14 protein-coding genes, 1 tRNA gene and 1 pseudogene are annotated in these 17,504 nt (G+C 64.5%); 7 read left to right on the plus strand and 9 right to left on the minus strand.

What is annotated here, in order from left to right:
- Positions 1 to 653 precede the first annotated feature (653 nt).
- Positions 654 to 727: transfer RNA gene (locus HSEST_RS02340), tRNA-Tyr, on the minus strand.
- A 109-nt stretch (positions 728 to 836) separates the two neighbouring features.
- Between HSEST_RS02340 and HSEST_RS02345 the strand changes: the two genes are divergently transcribed.
- The 4 genes from HSEST_RS02345 to ftsZ all read left to right on the plus strand — a co-directional run bounded on the left by HSEST_RS02345 (position 837) and on the right by ftsZ (position 3,317).
- The gene (locus HSEST_RS02345) at positions 837 to 1,070 is read left to right on the plus strand and encodes an RING finger protein (RefSeq protein ID WP_229121964.1); all 234 of its coding nucleotides are present in this window, start codon (positions 837 to 839) and stop codon (positions 1,068 to 1,070) included.
- A gap of 69 nt (positions 1,071 to 1,139) precedes the next feature.
- Positions 1,140 to 1,706: a double zinc ribbon domain-containing protein gene (locus tag HSEST_RS02350; RefSeq protein ID WP_229121965.1), complete on the plus strand. Its 567-nt coding sequence runs from the start codon at positions 1,140 to 1,142 to the stop codon at positions 1,704 to 1,706.
- A 228-nt stretch (positions 1,707 to 1,934) separates the two neighbouring features.
- Positions 1,935 to 2,123, plus strand: coding sequence for a ribbon-helix-helix domain-containing protein (locus HSEST_RS02355; RefSeq protein WP_229121966.1), 189 nt, complete (start codon positions 1,935 to 1,937; stop codon positions 2,121 to 2,123).
- Positions 2,124 to 2,126: 3 nt separating this feature from the next.
- The gene (ftsZ, locus tag HSEST_RS02360; protein WP_229121967.1) at positions 2,127 to 3,317 is read left to right on the plus strand and encodes a cell division protein FtsZ; all 1,191 of its coding nucleotides are present in this window, start codon (positions 2,127 to 2,129) and stop codon (positions 3,315 to 3,317) included.
- A 145-nt stretch (positions 3,318 to 3,462) separates the two neighbouring features.
- Here the strand turns inward: ftsZ and ncsA are convergent, their stop codons facing one another.
- From ncsA to HSEST_RS02380, 4 genes and pseudogenes are all read right to left on the minus strand, one after another.
- The gene (ncsA, locus tag HSEST_RS02365; RefSeq protein WP_229121968.1) at positions 3,463 to 4,428 is read right to left on the minus strand and encodes a tRNA 2-thiolation protein NcsA; all 966 of its coding nucleotides are present in this window, start codon (positions 4,426 to 4,428) and stop codon (positions 3,463 to 3,465) included.
- Between the two features lie 71 nt (positions 4,429 to 4,499).
- Positions 4,500 to 5,657, minus strand: a pseudogene (locus HSEST_RS02370) (5-(carboxyamino)imidazole ribonucleotide synthase); the annotation flags it as partial.
- A 36-nt stretch (positions 5,658 to 5,693) separates the two neighbouring features.
- Positions 5,694 to 7,526: a flippase activity-associated protein Agl23 gene (locus HSEST_RS02375; protein ID WP_229121970.1), complete on the minus strand. Its 1,833-nt coding sequence runs from the start codon at positions 7,524 to 7,526 to the stop codon at positions 5,694 to 5,696.
- Positions 7,527 to 7,609: 83 nt separating this feature from the next.
- Entirely contained in the window at positions 7,610 to 9,439 is a 1,830-nt protein-coding gene (locus HSEST_RS02380) for a flippase activity-associated protein Agl23 (RefSeq protein WP_229121971.1), read from the minus strand.
- 179 nt (positions 9,440 to 9,618) lie between these two features.
- Here HSEST_RS02380 and ribH point away from each other — a divergent pair, with 179 nt between their 5' ends.
- Positions 9,619 to 10,026 carry a 6,7-dimethyl-8-ribityllumazine synthase gene (ribH, locus tag HSEST_RS02385; RefSeq protein ID WP_229121972.1) on the plus strand — a complete coding sequence of 136 codons (408 nt, stop codon included), beginning with the start codon at positions 9,619 to 9,621 and terminating at the stop codon, positions 10,024 to 10,026.
- Between the two features lie 16 nt (positions 10,027 to 10,042).
- The gene (locus tag HSEST_RS02390) at positions 10,043 to 11,203 is read left to right on the plus strand and encodes a pyridoxal phosphate-dependent aminotransferase (protein ID WP_229121973.1); all 1,161 of its coding nucleotides are present in this window, start codon (positions 10,043 to 10,045) and stop codon (positions 11,201 to 11,203) included.
- Between the two features lie 50 nt (positions 11,204 to 11,253).
- On the opposite strand, the gene HSEST_RS02395 is transcribed toward HSEST_RS02390, so the two are convergent.
- The 3 genes from HSEST_RS02395 to HSEST_RS02405 all read right to left on the minus strand — a co-directional run bounded on the left by HSEST_RS02395 (position 11,254) and on the right by HSEST_RS02405 (position 13,836).
- Positions 11,254 to 12,777 (minus strand): PAS domain S-box protein, encoded by a 1,524-nt coding sequence (locus tag HSEST_RS02395; protein ID WP_229121974.1) that lies wholly within the window; start codon positions 12,775 to 12,777, stop codon positions 11,254 to 11,256.
- Between the two features lie 121 nt (positions 12,778 to 12,898).
- On the minus strand, positions 12,899 to 13,324 hold the full coding sequence (locus HSEST_RS02400; RefSeq protein WP_229121975.1) for an adenylyltransferase/cytidyltransferase family protein: 426 nt from the start codon (positions 13,322 to 13,324) through the stop codon (positions 12,899 to 12,901).
- Positions 13,321 to 13,836: a Mov34/MPN/PAD-1 family protein gene (locus tag HSEST_RS02405; RefSeq protein WP_229121976.1), complete on the minus strand. Its 516-nt coding sequence runs from the start codon at positions 13,834 to 13,836 to the stop codon at positions 13,321 to 13,323. The genes HSEST_RS02400 and HSEST_RS02405 overlap by 4 nt, the downstream gene beginning before the upstream one ends.
- 96 nt (positions 13,837 to 13,932) lie before the next feature.
- On the opposite strand from HSEST_RS02405, the gene HSEST_RS02410 reads away from it, so the two are divergent.
- A complete protein-coding gene (locus HSEST_RS02410) occupies positions 13,933 to 15,837 on the plus strand; it encodes a DHH family phosphoesterase (RefSeq protein WP_229121977.1) in 1,905 nt (634 codons plus the stop codon).
- Positions 15,838 to 15,839: 2 nt separating this feature from the next.
- On the opposite strand, the gene HSEST_RS02415 is transcribed toward HSEST_RS02410, so the two are convergent.
- The gene (locus HSEST_RS02415) at positions 15,840 to 17,459 is read right to left on the minus strand and encodes a phospholipase D-like domain-containing protein (RefSeq protein ID WP_229121978.1); all 1,620 of its coding nucleotides are present in this window, start codon (positions 17,457 to 17,459) and stop codon (positions 15,840 to 15,842) included.
- Positions 17,460 to 17,504 lie beyond the last annotated feature (45 nt).

Consider the following 17,504-nt stretch of genomic DNA (forward strand, 5'->3'; position numbering starts at 1 on the left):
GTCAGTTTGCGTATGGTAACTCCTGCTCTTATCATCAGAAAAACTACTCATAATGGCTTACGGCAGCCGGATAGATCTATAAACATGGTCCGGTCGTAAACGTCCAGAGCGAGTCCACGCCGGACGCACAACTCTCGATAGGCGGGGCTTCACGCGCGCTTCGTGGCATATGTCGGAGGTCCGCTCGTTGCGTATCCCATTTCGAAGTGATTCGACACGACGGTCCGGCGAACATCTGTACGACCGAGTGGCCGGCGGTATCACTCGTCGATCCACTTCGTCGCTCGGATGTCGTAGCTACCACACTCCGGGCAGGAATGATACTGCACCGAAAGGTCTGCCCCACAGGACATACACCGATACGGATGCGTCTCCGTATCTCCCCTCGCGAACCACGTTGTGCGATCGAGGACACCCATCGCTCTCTATCTGCGTAGACGCGTCGCAGTCACAAAAAAGGGTCTGACTGTTCACGACCGTCCCCTTTGTTGATTCGTGACATCGGTACTGGCCACTCTCCGCGGGTTCGATCGGTACCTGAACGAGTGCGCACTGGACGGATGGGGCGTTATGTCTGCAGAATGATCATCTCGCTCAAATCGGGTCAGGAAGAATACACACGCGGCGCTCGCGAGTGAGCGCCGCGAAAAGTATCCGCCCTCCCCGATTTGAACGGGGGGCAAGTCGATCTACAGTCGACTGCTCTACCAGTCTGAGCTAAGGGCGGTCGCATCTCAACGTAGTCCGCCTGGCAGACTTAAGGATTATTATTCGGGCCGGTGGTCGGGCGGGCCCGACGCCAATTGTTATATCACTGTGGGACGAATTTTCGGCCGATGCAGGCGCTCGAGTCGTGCCACTACTGCGGTGAGAAACTCGCCACGGGCGGCCGACCTGTCACCTGTGACGAGTGCGAAACGGGCTTTCATCTCGACTGTGCCGACCGAGCCGGTGAACTCACGATAGACGTCAACTCCCGACTGCTGCGCTCGGACACCTACGAGATCGAATGTCCCGAGTGTGAGCACCGCTGGAAACTCGGTTTCGATCCCGACGAGTGGCTCGGGTAGCGATATGACGCCCGTCAGACGGTCGGGAAGATTGAAATAGTTCGGCTGACAACGTGTATGACGAGTCGGATGAGCAAGATAACGTTCCGGGCCGATGACGACCTCATCGCGCAGCTTGAGGAGTTTGACGCCTCCAAAAGCGAAATCATGCGTGAGGCTCTGCGCGCGTACCTCGGGGAGACGTCGGTCGAACGCCCGTCGTCCGTCGAGGCCTCGCAATCGGAACCCGTGTCCGACGCGGCTGACAGTCTCGACGAACTCGTCGCCGAGCGCGTCGATGCGCTCGTCGCGGAACGGCTCGAAACGGCGTTTACACCCAGTCAGCCCCAGGATATCAATGTCAACATCACTGTCGACGGTGCTGATGCTGACACGCAGCCTGCGGCGTCACACACTACGTCAGATCGCGACTCCTCCGAGCGTAAGACAGACGTTTCCGAGGACGATGACCAGCGTAACACGTGTGCACAGTGTGGTGAAACCCTGTCGTCGTCGGACGTTTACTGCCCGAACTGCGGGGAGAAAGCGTCACACCGAGTCTTCTGTGAGTGCGGCGATGAACTCCGGTCGGACTGGGCGTTCTGTCCCAGCTGTGGCCGGCGCACTCCAGCAGCGGATGTCCTCGACAACACCTAAAGTCTCGAAAACACATGGTAAACACTCTCTACTCTCGTAAACGACGGATTGTCATACGTTAACCCTAACCTTTATTATCCCTTGGTCTGTGGTATTTTGTGCGTAAGACGGTCGTCTTACACAGTGGCCGCGGAACCGACTATCACGTCGCTTCCGTGCGATTTCACTGTGTAAACGCAGCGTGGACGTGAGTTCACCGCCGTCTTACCCAAAGGGGAACGACAAAACATGGAGCGTGTGACACTACGGATTCCGAAACAGCAGATCGAGGAAGTCGAGCGAATGGTCGAGACGGGGGAGTACCCCAACCGGAGCGAGGCGATCCGGTCGGCCGTTCGTGAGATGATCAACGAAGAGGGCACCGAGCAGGAGCGCCCCTCTGAAAAACGTAAGCGCCGGACCTGGGCCAAGGTGTAGACCATGCAGGACATAGTCAACGACGCCCTCAAGAACGCGGAGGCGGAGCAGCGATCGATGGACGACGCGGACGGTGGCGAGTTTGGGGATCCCCGGATCGTCATCGTCGGCTGTGGCGGCGCCGGCAACAACACGGTCAACCGTCTGTACAACATCGGCGTCGACGGTGCCGACACCATCGCGCTGAACACCGACAAACAGCACCTGCAGATGATCGAGGCCGACACGAAGATCCTGGTCGGCAAGTCCTTGACTAACGGGCTCGGCGCCGGTGGCGACCCCGGGATGGGCGAGCGTGCCACCGAGATGGCTCAGGGCACGATCAAGGAGATCCTCGGCGACGCGGATCTCGTGTTCGTGACCGCCGGGATGGGCGGCGGCACGGGGACCGGCGCGGCGCCGGTCGTCTCCAAGATTGCCAAAGAGCAGGGCGCGATCGTCGTCGGCATGGTGTCGACGCCGTTCAACGTCGAGCGTGCCCGCACGGTCAAAGCCGAGGAGGGCCTGGAGAACCTCCGCAACGAGGCAGACTCGATCATCGTCCTCGACAATAATCGACTGCTGGACTACGTCCCGAACCTCCCCATCGGGAAGGCGTTCTCGGTGATGGACCAGATCATCGCCGAGACGGTCAAGGGGATCTCCGAGACCATCACCCAGCCGTCGCTGATCAACCTGGACTACGCGGACATGACAGCGATTATGAACCAGGGCGGCGTCGCTGTGATGCTCGTCGGCGAGACCCAGGACAAGAACAAGACCGACGAGGTCGTCAAAGACGCGATGAACCACCCGCTGCTGGACGTCGACTACCGCGGCGCCAGCGGCGGCCTGGTCCACATCACCGGTGGCCCCGACCTCACACTCAAAGAGGCCGAGGGCATCGCCGAGAAGATCACCGATCGTCTCGAAGCGAGCGCCAACGTCATCTGGGGCGCCCGGATCCAGGAAGAGTACAAGGGCAAGGTGCGGGTCATGGCGATCATGACCGGCGTCCAGAGCGCCCAGGTACTCGGTCCGACGACCCAGAAGCAGGCCGACAAGTCACGGCAGGCCATCAGTGACCCCGACGAGGTCGACTTCGACGCGAGTCAGAACGTCGAGAGCAGCTCGGCCGGATTCGGCGAGACCGACGGTGGCCGCAGCGACCTCGAACGGAACAACGGCCTGGACGTCATCCGAACCAACGATTAATACGATTTCGCCCCGACCGCGACGCGTGCGGTCGGGACGGAATCGATAGACGACACCCACGTCGGCACGTGCACACGCCGTCCATCGAGGGGTGGTACGGCGTGCCGGTTCCACTCTTTCGAACGACCGTGTTCAGTTCCACCGACTACACCGGTTCTTCCAGCGCCTCGACCAGCGCGCACTTCCGACAGATGTCACGAGCAGTCGGCGCACCACAGCGCTCACATTCGCCGTACTCCTGGCGCTCTGCACCGTATGCGTCCGCGGCCAGCGCGGCGAGTTCCTCGTAGCCGGCCATGATCGAGTGGCGCGTCCCGGGATGGTTCTCTTCGAGGTCGAGCATCAGTCGCTGAATTTCGCCGCGGAAGGCCTCCTCTGCGTGGGGGCATTCGGTGATGTGTGCCGGCAGGTCTTCGAGTTGCGCGTACAGCGCGACTTCCTTCTCGGGAACGTCCCGAAGCGGTTTCGCGCGCGGGACGTGATGCTCCTGTTCGGTCCGTTCCTCAAGCGGGCCGAGGCTGGCGTCGAAGTGCTTCGCGATCTGCTCGATGTCGCCTTCGAGGACGTTCATCAGCGCGGTCTCGGCCTCGTCGTCGAGGTTGTGGCCGGTCAGCATGAGATCGGCGTCCAGTGCCTCGGCATACCGCGAGAGGAGGTCTCGACGGAACACGCCACAGTACGCACAGGGTGCCATGTTCTCCGGGTCATCCTCGACGACGTCGTCCATGCGAACGCCGAACTCCTCGGCGTAGCTGACGGTTTCGTGTCGGATATCCAGTGCGTCGGTCAACTCCTCGCAGGCCGCCAGGCTCTTGTCGCGATATCCCTCGATCCCCTCGTGAATGGAGAGCGCGACCAGCTCGATCCGCGGGTCCTTCGCGAAGGTGTCGTGCAGGATCTCCGTGAGGACGACACTGTCTTTCCCGCCGGAGAGACCGATCACCCAGGTCGACGGGTCCGCGGGCGTGGCCTCCTCGGGGACGAGTCCGTCCTCGCGGATCCGTCGGCGGACCCGCTTTTCGACGCTCCGGGTGAAATGTGTCCGACAGAGATGGAGCCCGGAGTAGGCGGCGTGCATGACCGCCTCGGCGTCGCATTTGTCACACTTCATCTGGCCGTCTTTACCGATACGGTCGTATCACGGTTTCGGCTTCGGAACTCGGCGGTCGTCGAGAGGCGCCCTCACCTGAAGGTCAGCTCGTCGCGGACGGCCCGCGTGGCGTCCAGTAGCTCGCTCGGGTCGTCGTCGATCCCGCCGGTCTGGGTGAGATGGCCCATCTTCCGGAGTTCGTACACTTCGTCTTTGCCGTAGTAATGGAGGTGACAGCCGTCGGCCTCCAGCGCGCGGTCGACGTTCGACAGCGTCGCCCGGCGTCGGTCAACGTCACCCAGAATGTTCGCTGTCACCGTCGGACACCGTCGTTCGGTCGAGCCCAGCGGCCAGCCCAGCACGGCCCGGACGTGCTGTTCGAACTGGGAGGTCACACAGCCTTCGATCGTCCAGTGACCGGAGTTGTGCGGCCGCGGTGCGATCTCGTTGAGCAGGATCTCGCCGTCGGTCGTCTCGAACAGTTCGATCCCGTAGACGCCCCGTCCCGACATCTCCCCGAGTACGTCCCGGGCGACCGCTTCGGCGCGCTCGATGGTCTCCTCGTCGGTCCGGGCGGGCGTGACCGTCTCCCGGAGAATCTCCTCGCGGTGGATCGTTTCAGTGACGGGAAACGTGTCGATCTCGCCGTCGCCTTTGACGCCCATGATCGCCAGCTCGCGCTCGTAGTCGACGAAGCCCTCGACCATCGCGGGGCCGCCGATCCGCTCCAGGGCCGGTTCGACGTCGCTTTCGCCCTCGATGGCGACGTTGCCGCGGCCGTCGTATCCGCCCATGCGGGCCTTGAGCATGAGCGGATAGCCCAACTGTTCGGCCGCATCGTGGACATCGGCTGCGTCTTCGACTTCACGAAACGGCGCAACGGCGATCCCAGCCGATTCCATCCGTCGCTTCTGGATCAGTTTGTCCTCGATCAACGACAGCGTGTCCGGATGGGGGTGGACCGGCGTGTCCGTCTCCTCGCTGACGGTTCGCAGCGTCTCGGGGTCGACGAGCTCGATCTCGAAGGTCAGTACGTCGACTCGTTCGGCGAGTCGGCGGACGGTATCCGGATCCCCGAACCCCCCGGGGAGCTGCTCGCGGGCGACCGGCGCGGCCGGCGCGTTTTCGGTCGGGTCCGAGACGATCACGTCGACGCCGAGCGGCGCGGCGGCCTCGGCGAGCATCCGTCCGAGCTGGCCGGCACCGACGATCCCCAGCGTCGGGCCTGGAAGCGTCGTCATATACCTGCGGGTATCCTGCCGGCGGCGAAAAGCGTTGTTATGTCGTCACTCCTCAAGTGCGGCCGGGTCGAACAGGATCACGGTCTCGGTGCCGCTGGTCCGAAGCTCGTAGACCGAGTACTCGTAGCCGCCGATCCCTTCGAGTTGCTGTGAGAGGATCGGGACCGACCGCTCGCGGGTGACGATGATCGGTGGGGGATCGCCGCTGACTCGATCGAGGTCCAGGGAGTTTTGAATGCACGTGACGTTCGCGTCGGCGGCGTAGAGATACCACGACAGCGGCAGTCCGTTGAACCACTCCGATGTGCCCATGCACGCCGGATAGAAGTGCTCGCTTTCGTCGTTGCCGACGAAGTAATTCTCGTAGAGAAGAACGTCAGTCCCGTCGTTTTCGGCGGCGATCCGGTCGAGTTGCTGGAGGTCGTACCGCATGTCGTCGGCTGGCTGTGCGTACTGAATCAGTTTGTTCTTCTCGGCGTCCGTGTCGTTGACGTACGCCGCGCCGGCCGCCGTCGCGACCACCTGACCGAGGACGATCACGAGCAGCAGTGCCGCGACGAGCGAGGTGATGGAAACGTCGTCAGCTAGTGCCGTTTTTGCTTGGCGATAGACCGCGCCAAGTCCGACTGCCGCCGGAAGCGCCAGCATGACGATCGGATGAGTGGCGTTCCACGCCCCGAAGATGTCGAGTCCGAGCGGGTAGCCGATCACCGAGGCGACCCCGCCGTAGGTGAAAAACAGCACCAGGTTCCGCGAGCGCTCGCGACCGTAGCGCTCGCTGAGGAAGCCGATCCCCGCGAACAGCAGCGTGGTGAGGGCGTACTCCCGGAGCACCGTGAGGTACTGGGGGGCGAACTCCAGATACCGCTCCGAGAGCGATGAGTCCTCGCCGCTGGAGAGGGCTTTGTCTGACCACATCGGGTAGTTGCTGTACCAGTAGTCCCAGGTATTTTCGACCAGTGCCGGCAGTTGCAGCGGATTGGCGAGCGCGTCCCCGAATCTGACGGTCCCGATTGCCGCCTCGCTCACGGGGTAGTGCTCGGTGACCGCTCCCCGGGGCGCGAACGTGTACAGCCAGACGAACCCGAGGACTGCGAGCGCCCCGACGAGGTGTAACGCGGGCACGCCCACGCGCCGTCGTGTCTCCGGGTCGGTTTTCAGCCGCCCGGCGTATCGACGTGCCGTCCCTGCGTGCGACCGAAGCAGATCGAGTCCGGACGGGGCCGTCCGCGGGCGAAACAGGGCCGTGTCGACCAACAGTGCCGCCCCGCCGATCCAGACGAGGACGTAGATCAGCGCGTTCTCCTTGGAGGCGATCCCGAACCCGAGAAACAGCGCTACGGGGTAGAGATACCGGGGCTTGCGCGTATCGTAGACCCGAACCAGAAAGCCCAGCGCGGTGAGCATGAACGCCGCGACGAGCACGTCACTGCGAAGAAACCGCGAGTAGTACAACAGGACGGGATTGGCCGCAAACAGGACGGCGAGCAACACCGTTTCGTGATCCCGCAGGTGCTCGCGAAACAACAGCGCCGACAGGGGGAACAGACCGCCGACGACCGCGACCGGGAGTCGGCCGAGCAGGTCGCTCGGCCCGAACAGCGCGAACAGCGGTTCGGCGACGTGATGGATGAACGGCCCGTGGATGATGGGGCGGTAGACGAACGCCCCGGTCTCCTCGTAGCGGAGGATCCAGTAGGCGACCCGAGCCTCGTCCCAGTGGGCCGTCCGGTAGCCGAGCCAGAACAGCCGGGCCGCGAGCGCGCCGAGCGCGATCGCGACCACGGCGAGGACGACCGTGTTGCGACTCCGGAGGGTATCGACCACCTGCGCCGAGCGCTGTCGACCACGAGGCTCCGGCGCGCTACCCGCGTCCATATCGGCACCTGTTCGGCCGGGGATATATGGGTTGTCGTCGCCGGTCGACCCCGGGACGGGTGACCTGTTCGCGTACGAGCACGTCACCGCCGGACGTACAGGCGGATCGTCGGCACTGCCTGCTCGTAGTATCGCAGACTGTAGGCTCCGCGGTCCTCGTAGCGGTCTTCGAGCCACTCGGTCGGAACGCTGTCGTCCCCCAGCCGGGTGATCACGACGTCTGGCTCGTGGCGCTCGACCCGGTCACGCAACTGGAATTCCCTGGCACAGGTCGCGTTCGCGTCCGCGGCCGCCAGGTACCACTGCATCGGCAGGAAGTTCCCGAAGTCGGCACAGACTGGTCGAACGTCTTTCGTCGAGCCGACGTACACCGGCCCGACGATCGATCCGTCCGCGCTGGCGTTGTCATAGACCAGTACGTCGGGGTTCTCGCCCGGCGCGGCCGCCTGTAGTTCCTCGATCACGGGGTCGAGGTCGTCGTGTGGCTGGCCGAACTGGACGAGTTCGTTGCTCTCGTGGGTCGGGTTGAGATAGACGTGGCTCAGCCCGGACCAGGCGACCGTCGAGGCGACCAACACGAGGATCAGTGCCGTCAGGCCGACATCGATCGAGTCGTTCTCGCGATAGGCGTCGCTGCCCCATCGATAGACCGTCGCCATCCCGACGGCGGCCGGGACCGACAGCGGCAGCAAGATATGGACGTTGTTCCACTTCCAGCCGGCGCCGATCGAGAGTCCGAGCGGGTAGCCGACGATCGACGCCACACCGGCATAAAACAGGAAAAAGACCAGCACGCGCCCCTCGGAGACGGCGTATCGCTCGCGGACGAACCCCGCGATCGCGAAGAAAACCAGCGGGGCCGACGTGTAGAACAGCCCGTCTCTGACCGCGGCGCCGAGTCGACCCTGATAGGTTTCGAATGTCAGATCGCCCGACTTGCCGCCCCAGGCGAGGTACTCGCCGCGGAACTGCTCGACGGTCGCATCGATCAACGGCCCCCATTTCGCCGGATCGCTCACGGCGTCCCCCAGGCCGACGGTCTCGGCTTCGACGGCCCCGGTGTACAGCCCTTCCAGCCCGTCGCCTCGTGGCGCGAACATGAACAGCCAGACCAGTGCGAACACTGCAACTGCGCCGATACCGTGCAGCGCGTACACGCCGATGCGTCGTCGCTCGCCTGGCTGGGTCTTCGCTCGTCGTACGACCAGTCGGCCCGCCGCAGCCAGCACGCGGAGTCGGTCGAGGCCGGTCCGGTCCGACCCTGGACGGTCGAGCGCGCGGTCGGCCACGAGCACGCCCGCGCCGAGCCAGGTGAGGACGTACAGCAGCGAGTTCTCCTTGGATGCGACCGCGAGCGCGAGGAACAACGTGCCGCCGTAGAGATACCGAACCCGCCGACGGTCGAACAACCGGACGAGCATGCCGAGCGCGACGAATGCGAAGGTCCCGACCAGAACGTCGCTGCGCATGAACCGCGAGTAGTACAGCAGCACGGGATTGAACGCCAGAAACAGCGAGAGCGCGATAGTCTCTGATCGCCGGAGGTGATCACGAAATAGCAGCGCGGAAAGCGGGAGCAGGCCCCCGATCACCGCCACCGGCAGCCGCATCACGAAGTCGCTCGGTCCGACCAGTCCGAACAGCCAGCGATCGACGTGCTGGATAAACGGGCCGTGGACGATCGACCGGTACGCGAAGTGCCCCTCTTCCTGGGCGTACAGCGTCCAGTAGGCGACGCGGGCCTCGTCCCAGTGGGCCGGCCGCGCACCGAGCGCGACCAGTCGGGCGACAAGCGCAAGGACGGTGACGACTGCGACGCCGAGGAGGACGGCGTCGTACTCGCGAACACGGGAGACGAGCGGATGCGGGCTCGGCGACGGGGAGGTCCGTGCGTCCGGCTGGGCGTCGGACATGCCCGGATGGGTGGTGCGAGCGGATAGAAATCTTCCGGTCGATCATACTGCCGACTGTAACTTCGTGAAAACATTCGCCACCCGGGGTGGCGAAATTCTTCACGTGATTACAGACGGTCGTATCACCGCCTCCGCGCGGGAACGGTACATCTTTCACCGACGGCGCCGACCCGCCAGACATGGTCAGGCTCGGGCTGGTGATCGGCCAGTACGACAAGCACGGAGCGGTCCTCTCGGAGATGGAGCAGTCGGCCCGCGAGGCCGCCGACGAGCGCGGCGCGGAGATCGTCGAGACCCTGGAAGTCCCGGGCGCGTACGATACGCCGCTGGCGGCAGACCGGCTCGCCCGTCGTGACGAGATCGACGCCGTGGTCACGCTCGGGGTCATCATCTCGGGAGACACCGACCACGATCAGGTGATCGGCCACGCCGCCGCACAGGGGCTCACCGACGTGAGTCTCGATCGGGACACACCCGTGACTCTGGGAGTCATCGGCCCGGGCATGAGCCAGGACGAAGCCGCGGCCCGCACCCACAAAGGGCGCGAGGCCGTCGAGAGCGCCATCGACATCGTTTCCGAACTATGAGTCAGGTACACCAACTATGAGCTACGAACCAGATTTCGCCGACCGCGTACAGCGCGTCGAACCGTCCGCGACGATCGCCATCTCGAACCTCGCCGCCGAGCTCGAAGCCGAGGGCAAGGACGTCGTCGACCTCTCGGTCGGCGAGCCCGATTTCGACACGCCCGAACCGATCAAAGGGGCCGCCAAGGACGCGATGGACGCCGGCCACGTCGGCTACACCTCCTCGAACGGCATCCCCGCACTGAAGGATGCGATCGTCGAGAAACTGCACGACGACGGCCTCTCCCAGTACGGCACTGAGAATATCATCGTCACGCCCGGCGGCAAGCAGGCCCTCTACGAGGTCTTTCAGACAGTGATCGACGACGGGGACGAAGTCGTCCTGTTGGATCCCGCTTGGGTCTCTTACGAGGCGATGGCCAAACTCGCCGGCGGGTCGCTGGCCCGCGTCGATACGTCCGCTCACGACTTCGACCTCGAACCCGCGCTGGACGATCTGGCCGAGACGGTCAGCGACGACACCGAACTGCTGGTGGTCAACTCCCCGGGTAACCCTCACGGGTCGGTCTACTCCCGGGAGGCACTGGAAGGCGTGCGCGACCTGGCCGTCGAGCACGACTTCGCCGTGATCTCCGACGAGATCTACAAGGAGATCACCTACGACGACGCCGAGCCGATCAGCCTCGGCACCCTGGACGGAATGGAGGATCGGACGATCACGCTCAACGGCTTCTCGAAGGCCTACGCGATGACGGGCTGGCGGCTGGGCTATTTCGCCGCCCCCGAGTCGATCGTCGAACAGGCCGGGAAACTGCACAGCCACTCGGTGACGTGTGCGGTCAACTTTGTCCAGCATGCCGGCGTCACGGCCCTCGAAGCGGTGGACGAAGAGATCGTCGAGATGCGCGACGCCTTCGAGGAACGGCGGGACATGCTCGTGGATCTGTTCGCCGAGCACGGCAAGGACGTGCCCGTCCCCGAAGGTGCGTTCTACCTGATGCTACCCGTTCGTGAGGACGATCAAGCGTGGGCCGAGGAGGCCGTCGAGCAGGCCCAGGTCGCCACGGTTCCGGGCAGTCCCTTCGGCACGCCGGGATACGTCCGACTCTCGTATGCGGCGAGCAAGGAGCGACTCCGCGAGGGCGTCGAACGGCTGGCCGAGGCGGACCTGTTGTAGGAGTTCGTGCCAGGGGTCCGTCTGAGCCGGATCTGCTACCCGGTGGCAACCTACTCTTCGGTGATATCACGCCCGGAGACGATGAGCGATACCACCTCGTCCTGCTCGTCCCGGACCGGCCTGAACACGGCTTCGACGGTATAGGACGCGCCGTCCGGACGGCGCAATTCGAGATCTCGCTCGACGTACTCACCGTCGGCCGCCCGCTCGATCCCATCGACTATGTGCTCCCGGACGGCACGCGAGTGGTCGAACCACGGCGTCTCCTGGAACGGCTCCCCACGGATGTCATCGAGCGATGCCGTTATGTACTCCAGGGCCGTCTGATTGACGTCCAGCACAGTCCCGTCCGTATCGACCAGCCCCACGAAGATATTCGGGTCATGGAAAATAGCTTCGTATCGACGCTTTTGCTGCCGCAACTCCTGCTCGCGTTTCTTGTGGTCGGTGACGTCGACGATGAACCCGTCGAGAAATTCCTCCCCAGTCATCGGGTCCGCGACGATCTGTCCCTGATCTCGGATCCATCGCTCTTCCCCGTCCTTGGTCGTGATCCGGTACGTCAGATCGAAGCGACCGTTCGCGTCGAGTCCGTCCTTGACGCCCTCCCAGACAGTCTCCCGGTCCTCCGGGTGAATGATCTCCTCGGCGAGGGAGACGTCTTCTTCCAGCTCAGTCGTCGTGTACCCGGTGATCGTCTCCGCTGACCCCTTGACGAACTCCAGGGGCCAGCCCGGTTCGTATCGATGCCGATAGACGTATCCCGGGAGATTGTCGACAATCGACGATAGTTCGTGTCCCGACCGCCGTTTCTCCGTGATGTCCCGACTCGTGACGATGATCCCACCGATGACGGGGTCGTCCAGACGGTTCCGGCCACGGACTTCGAGCCAGCGCAACGAGCCGTCGGCGTGACGGACGCGGAACTCGACTGTCAACTCCGCCTCGGGGTCCTCAAACAGTGTCACGAATGCGTTTTGCGCGACCGGAACGTCCTCGGGGTGTATCGGATCGAACGCGTCGGTGTTCTCTATCTCCTCGCGATCGTAGCCGAGCACCCGCTCGACGGCCGGCGAAACGTACTGCACCTGTCTGTCTTCGTCGACGATCATCACGTAATCGGAGGCGTGTTCCAGAATCGTGCTGAAGTACTCCCGCGTGCGATCGATCTCACGCTCGGCACGGACCTGCGAGACCGCGTTTCCGATACGATTTGCCAGGATGGCGTACTGGTCCGTACCACCCTCCTTCTGGAGGTAATCCGTCACGCCGGCGGAGATCGCTTCGCTTGCGACCTCTTCCGATCCCTTTCCGGTAAACAGGATAAACGGGAGATCCGGATACGTCTCGCGCACGGTCTCGAGGAACTCGATCCCGTTCGTTCGGGGCATATCGTAGTCGGAGACGATACAGTCGATATCCGCTTGCTCCAGCGTCGAGAGTGCTTCGGTGGGGGTCGTGGCCGTCCGAACTGTGACTTCGTCGTGCTCCCGTTCAAGGAACGTCGCCGCCATGTCGACGAACGCCGAGTCGTCGTCGACGTGAAGCACGTCGATCGTGTTACCGCGGGCCATGTATCTTCATCGTTATGATCTTTTCAAAGTTAAGAGGTGGCACTACGTGTGGTTGTGTTCCGATTTCTCGGGACACCTGTGCCGGCTATCGGAGTCTCTCGATGCGCTGTCGTCGCCATAGCTACTCCCGCGTTTCGAGGATCCGATCGATGATCTGACCGGTCGAGAGGAGTCGTTCGTCGGACGACTCGAGCGCGCTCGCCCGCTCGACCGCACAGTCGATCCCGCGGGTCGCGAGCGCGTCCGCGATGGCGGCCTCGTCGTGGTGCTGGTCGTGGCCGAGCACGATCACGTCGGGTTCGATCCGTTCGATCGGGACGAAGATATCCTCGGTGTGGCCGAGGTGTGCCGTCTCGACGGGGTCGAGCGCCTCGACCATCGTCGCCCGCTGGCGGTCGGGGACGATCGGTGGGTCCTTGTGGGTGACGTTCTCCCGGCGAGCGACGATGACGTGCAACTCGGAGCCGAACGATGCCGCCTCCTGAAGGTAGTGCAGGTGGCCGGGATGGAGGATGTCGAAGGTGCCCTGGGCGACGACCCGGGTCACAGGAACCACCCGCCCTGGTCGTCCTCCTCGCTTGGCATCATCTCGCGATCGATGTCTTCCTGGGTGAAATCGAAGAACTCCTCCTCGGGCGGGTCGACGTCGAGCACCGGGAGATCGATCGGTTCGCCCTCGCGGTCGAACGCCTGCCAGTCGTCGCGTTCGTAGGGCGCGCCGACGATGATGTGTACGTCGCCTTTGGTGAACGTGGCGAGGTCGGCGTCGCTGGGCCGGAGGACGCCGTTGGGGTGTGAGTGGACCGACCCTGCCGCGCGCATGTCGTTCGGGATCATGCTGGTCTTGACCGTCGCGCTGACCGGGTTCGATTCCGTCCCGGGGATGATCAGCACGTCCGTCAGCACCGTCCCCGACTGTTCGAGGCCGAGCTTGTGGGCGTCCTCACCCCGGAGCAGTCCCATGTACTCGTTGGGATGGCTGTCCCGAGAGGCTTCGAGCGCGAACGTGAGTGCTGACTCGGCGATGCCGATGATCCCCGAGCTACGGAACAGCCGCATACCCGTATCTGGGGGTGGGTTCCTTCTAAACCTGTCGAGGCAGCCGAGAACCGTTTCCAAAGCTTAAAACCCCGACAGAGCCGAGTTCCTTTCAATATGACAGCATCCGATTCCGAGCCCGGCGACGGCGAGTCCGGGCCGACGGTCTACGATCTCGACCCTCGCTGTGATCGCGAGGCAGTCGAGGCCGGTGCACTCTATCACGCGACGGTCAACGGCGTCGTCGAATACGGCGTCTTCGTCGACATCTCCGATCAGGTCTCGGGACTGGTTCACGAGTCGAACCTGCTCGGCACCTACGAAGTCGGAGACAAGCTCATCGTCGAACTCGACGACGAGCGCGCGAACGGCGATCTGAGTTTCCTCGAGCGTGCACCTGAGACCTACACCACGGAAGCTATCGAGTACGGCGCGGGCACGACCGTTGCTGACCTCAGCGAACACGTCGGTTCGACCGTCCATCTCGAAGGCGCGGTCGTCGGGATCAACCAGACCGGCGGGCCGACCATCTTCCAGGTGCGCGACGAGACCGGCGTCGTCCCGTGTGCGGCCTTCGAGGACGCCGGCGTTCGCGCCTACCCCGAGATCGAACTCGACGACATCGTCCGGCTCAGCGGCCACGTCGAGGAACGAAACGACGGTCTCCAGATCGAGGTCGAGTCGCTCGATCGACTCGAGGGTTCGACTGCCGAACAGTTCCGCGAGCGACTCGGCGCGGCCCTCGAGGAAGCGGCCCAGCCACACGAGGTCGAACCGCTCGTCGAGTGGGGGGCCTTCGAGCCGCTGTACGAGGACTTGCAGGAGGTCGCACACCTGCTGCGCAAGACGATCCTCGAAGGGCGGCCGATCCGGATGCGCCATCACGCCGACGGCGACGGGATCTGTGCGAGCGTTCCACTGCAACTCGCGCTGGAGCGGTTCGTCGAGGAGGTCTACGAGGACAGCGATGCCGCCCGGCACATGCTCAAGCGCCTGCCGAGCAAGGCCCCGTTCTACGAACTTGAAGACGTCACCCGCGATCTCAACTTCGCGCTCGAAGACCGGAGTCGCAACGGGCAGAAGCTCCCGCTCGTGCTCATGCTCGACAACGGCTCGACCGAGGAGGACGTCCCCGCCTACGAGAATCTCGCTCACTACGACATTCCGGTCGTCGTCGTCGATCACCACCATCCCGATCCCGAGGCCGTCGAACCGCTGCTGGAAGCACACGTCAACCCCTATCTCCACGGCGAGGACTACCGGATCACGACCGGCATGCTCTCGGTCGAACTCGCCCGGATGATCGCGCCCGATCTGACCGAGGAGCTCCGTCACGTCCCGGCCGTCGCGGGGCTCTCGGATCGCTCGGAGGCCGGGGCGATGACTGACTATCTCGAACTGGCGGGCGAGGAAGGGTACGACCGCGAGCAGCTCCGGGAGATCGGCGAAGCGCTGGATTACGCGACGAACTACCTCCGCTATGACGACGGCGGTCCGCTAATTACCGACGTGCTCAACGTCGACTGCGACGACCGCGATCGCCACGAGGAGCTCGTCTCGTTCCTGGCCGACCGCTCCGAACGGGACGTACAGAAACAGCTCGAGTACGCGAGCGACCACCTCGAACACGAACGGCTCGACAACGACGCCCACCTCTATCAGATCGACGTCGAGAACCATGTCCGGCGGTTCAGCTACCCCGCGCCGGGCAAGACGACCGGTGCGATCCACGACCGGAAAGTCGAGGAGACCGGCGAGCCGGTCATCACGATCGGGTACGGGCCGGACTTCGCCGTCCTCCGCAGTGACGGTGTCCGGCTGGACATCCCCGAGATGGTCGAGGAGCTTCGCGAGGCGTTCCCGGGCGCAGGTGTCAGCGGCGGCGGCCACCTCGTCGTCGGCTCGATCAAGTTCGTCCGCGGCAAGCGCGAGACGGTCCTCGATGCGCTGGTCGAGAAGATGGCCGACGCCGAACTCGATGCCGACCTCCAGAGCTCCGTCTCGCTCCCTCACGAGGAGTAGCGTTACTCGTCGAACTCGATCCGTCGAGCGAGCAGTGCCGTGGGCGTCGCTGCGATGAGAGGTGCCGCAAGCGACCCGGCAGGGACGAGCGTGATCCCGCCGCGCCAGTCGCGCTCGAAGACCTCGCCGAAGTACGCGCCGACGTCCTGTCCGTGTAACACCAGCGCTACCTCGCGGTTGTTCTCGTAGGCGTTGTCGTTCCAGTTGAGACTGCCCAGCACGACCGTGTCGCCGTCGATGATGACGCCCTTCGCGTGGATCTTCTCGTATCGGCCACCCGGATCGGCCAGTCTGACCGAGAGCGCGACCCCCTCGCGTCCGGCCACGCTCCGAAGGTCGGCGACGAGTCGTCGGTTGTCCTCGCGAGTGTACCACGCGCTCGACAGCAGGATCTGCACCTCGACGCCGCGTTCTGCGGCCGCGATCGCTTCCCGGAGCAGGCGGTCGTCACGCCCGCCGATCGACACCTGGACAATCCGGATCGAATCGGTCGCGTTTGCCAGCAGGTCTTCGACCCGACCGGCCGCGTTGTCGGGCGCGACCAGTAGTTCCGTCCGCTCGACCTCGACCGTCCGCGGTTCGATCCGGGTCGGGTATCGACCGCTCGTGGGCGCTGCCGGCTCGATCGTCGCGTCTGCACGGAACTGCTCCCACGGACGGGCGCCCCGGCCGTTGCTGTCGGCCCGGAACGTCCGGACCAGTCCGTCGACGACCGTCGCGGTGTCGACGACGGCACCCCATCCCCGACTCGACGCGCCGCCCGTGCCCGCCGGCTTCCAGTTCTCGGTGAGCACGACTGCCCGGTCGTCCACGACGGCGTATTTCGCGTGATGAAAGCGATAGCGGGCGCTCTTGCCACCGAGTACGGTGACCGTGACGTTCGCCGCGACCAGCCGATCGAGCGCGGCGGCGCTGCGGTTGGTCAGCCCGCCGACGGGTGCTCCATCGACGAGCACCTCGACCGCGACCCCTCGCTCCCGTGCCGCGATCAGTTGGTCGACCACACGCTCGGAGGTGAGTGTGTACCCCGCCAGCAGGAGTCGACGATCCGCCCGGTCGAGCACGGCCAGCGGAACGCCCGGCGCATCCGGTAGCGTGAACGCTCTGGCCGTCCCGCCGCCGCCCTTGATCGGCTCGAAGGTCGTCGCCCCGAGCGGCCGCCAGCGCCGGTCGCCGCTGGGCCGGAGGACCTCCCCTTCCGGTGCGTCGGCGTAGCGTACCGTCGTCACGTCGCCGTCAGGTCCCGAGAGCCGCAGCGTCTCGCCGCCGTTCGCCAGCGCTGGCACCCCCTCGACCTCCAGCATTGGCCCGTCGACGCTGTCCGGCACGGCACTTTCGTTGGCTGTCAGTACTACTCGCCCTCCGACGGTCCGGTTCGGGAGGGCTGTCTCGCTGTCGTCGTCCCCCAGTCGATACGTGCCCAGATCGGTCCCGTCAGGCACGGAGAGGGTGAGAAACTCGCCGGCGTCGCCGTGTGCGACCGGGTTCGGGTAGACTGCGACGATCTTGGGGGTCGTCGCGTTCTCACCTGCAGTTGCTGTCGCCACGTCAGCGGTCGCGCCGACACCCGCAGCTACCACGATGACGAGCACGACCACCAGCCCCTGCCCGATCCGGGACACGCCACGGGGTGGGGCGACTTCAGGTATAAATCTCGGGGGATGAAC

Source organism: Halapricum desulfuricans (assembly GCF_017094465.1).
In the GTDB taxonomy this organism is placed as follows: Archaea; Halobacteriota; Halobacteria; order Halobacteriales; family Haloarculaceae; genus Halapricum.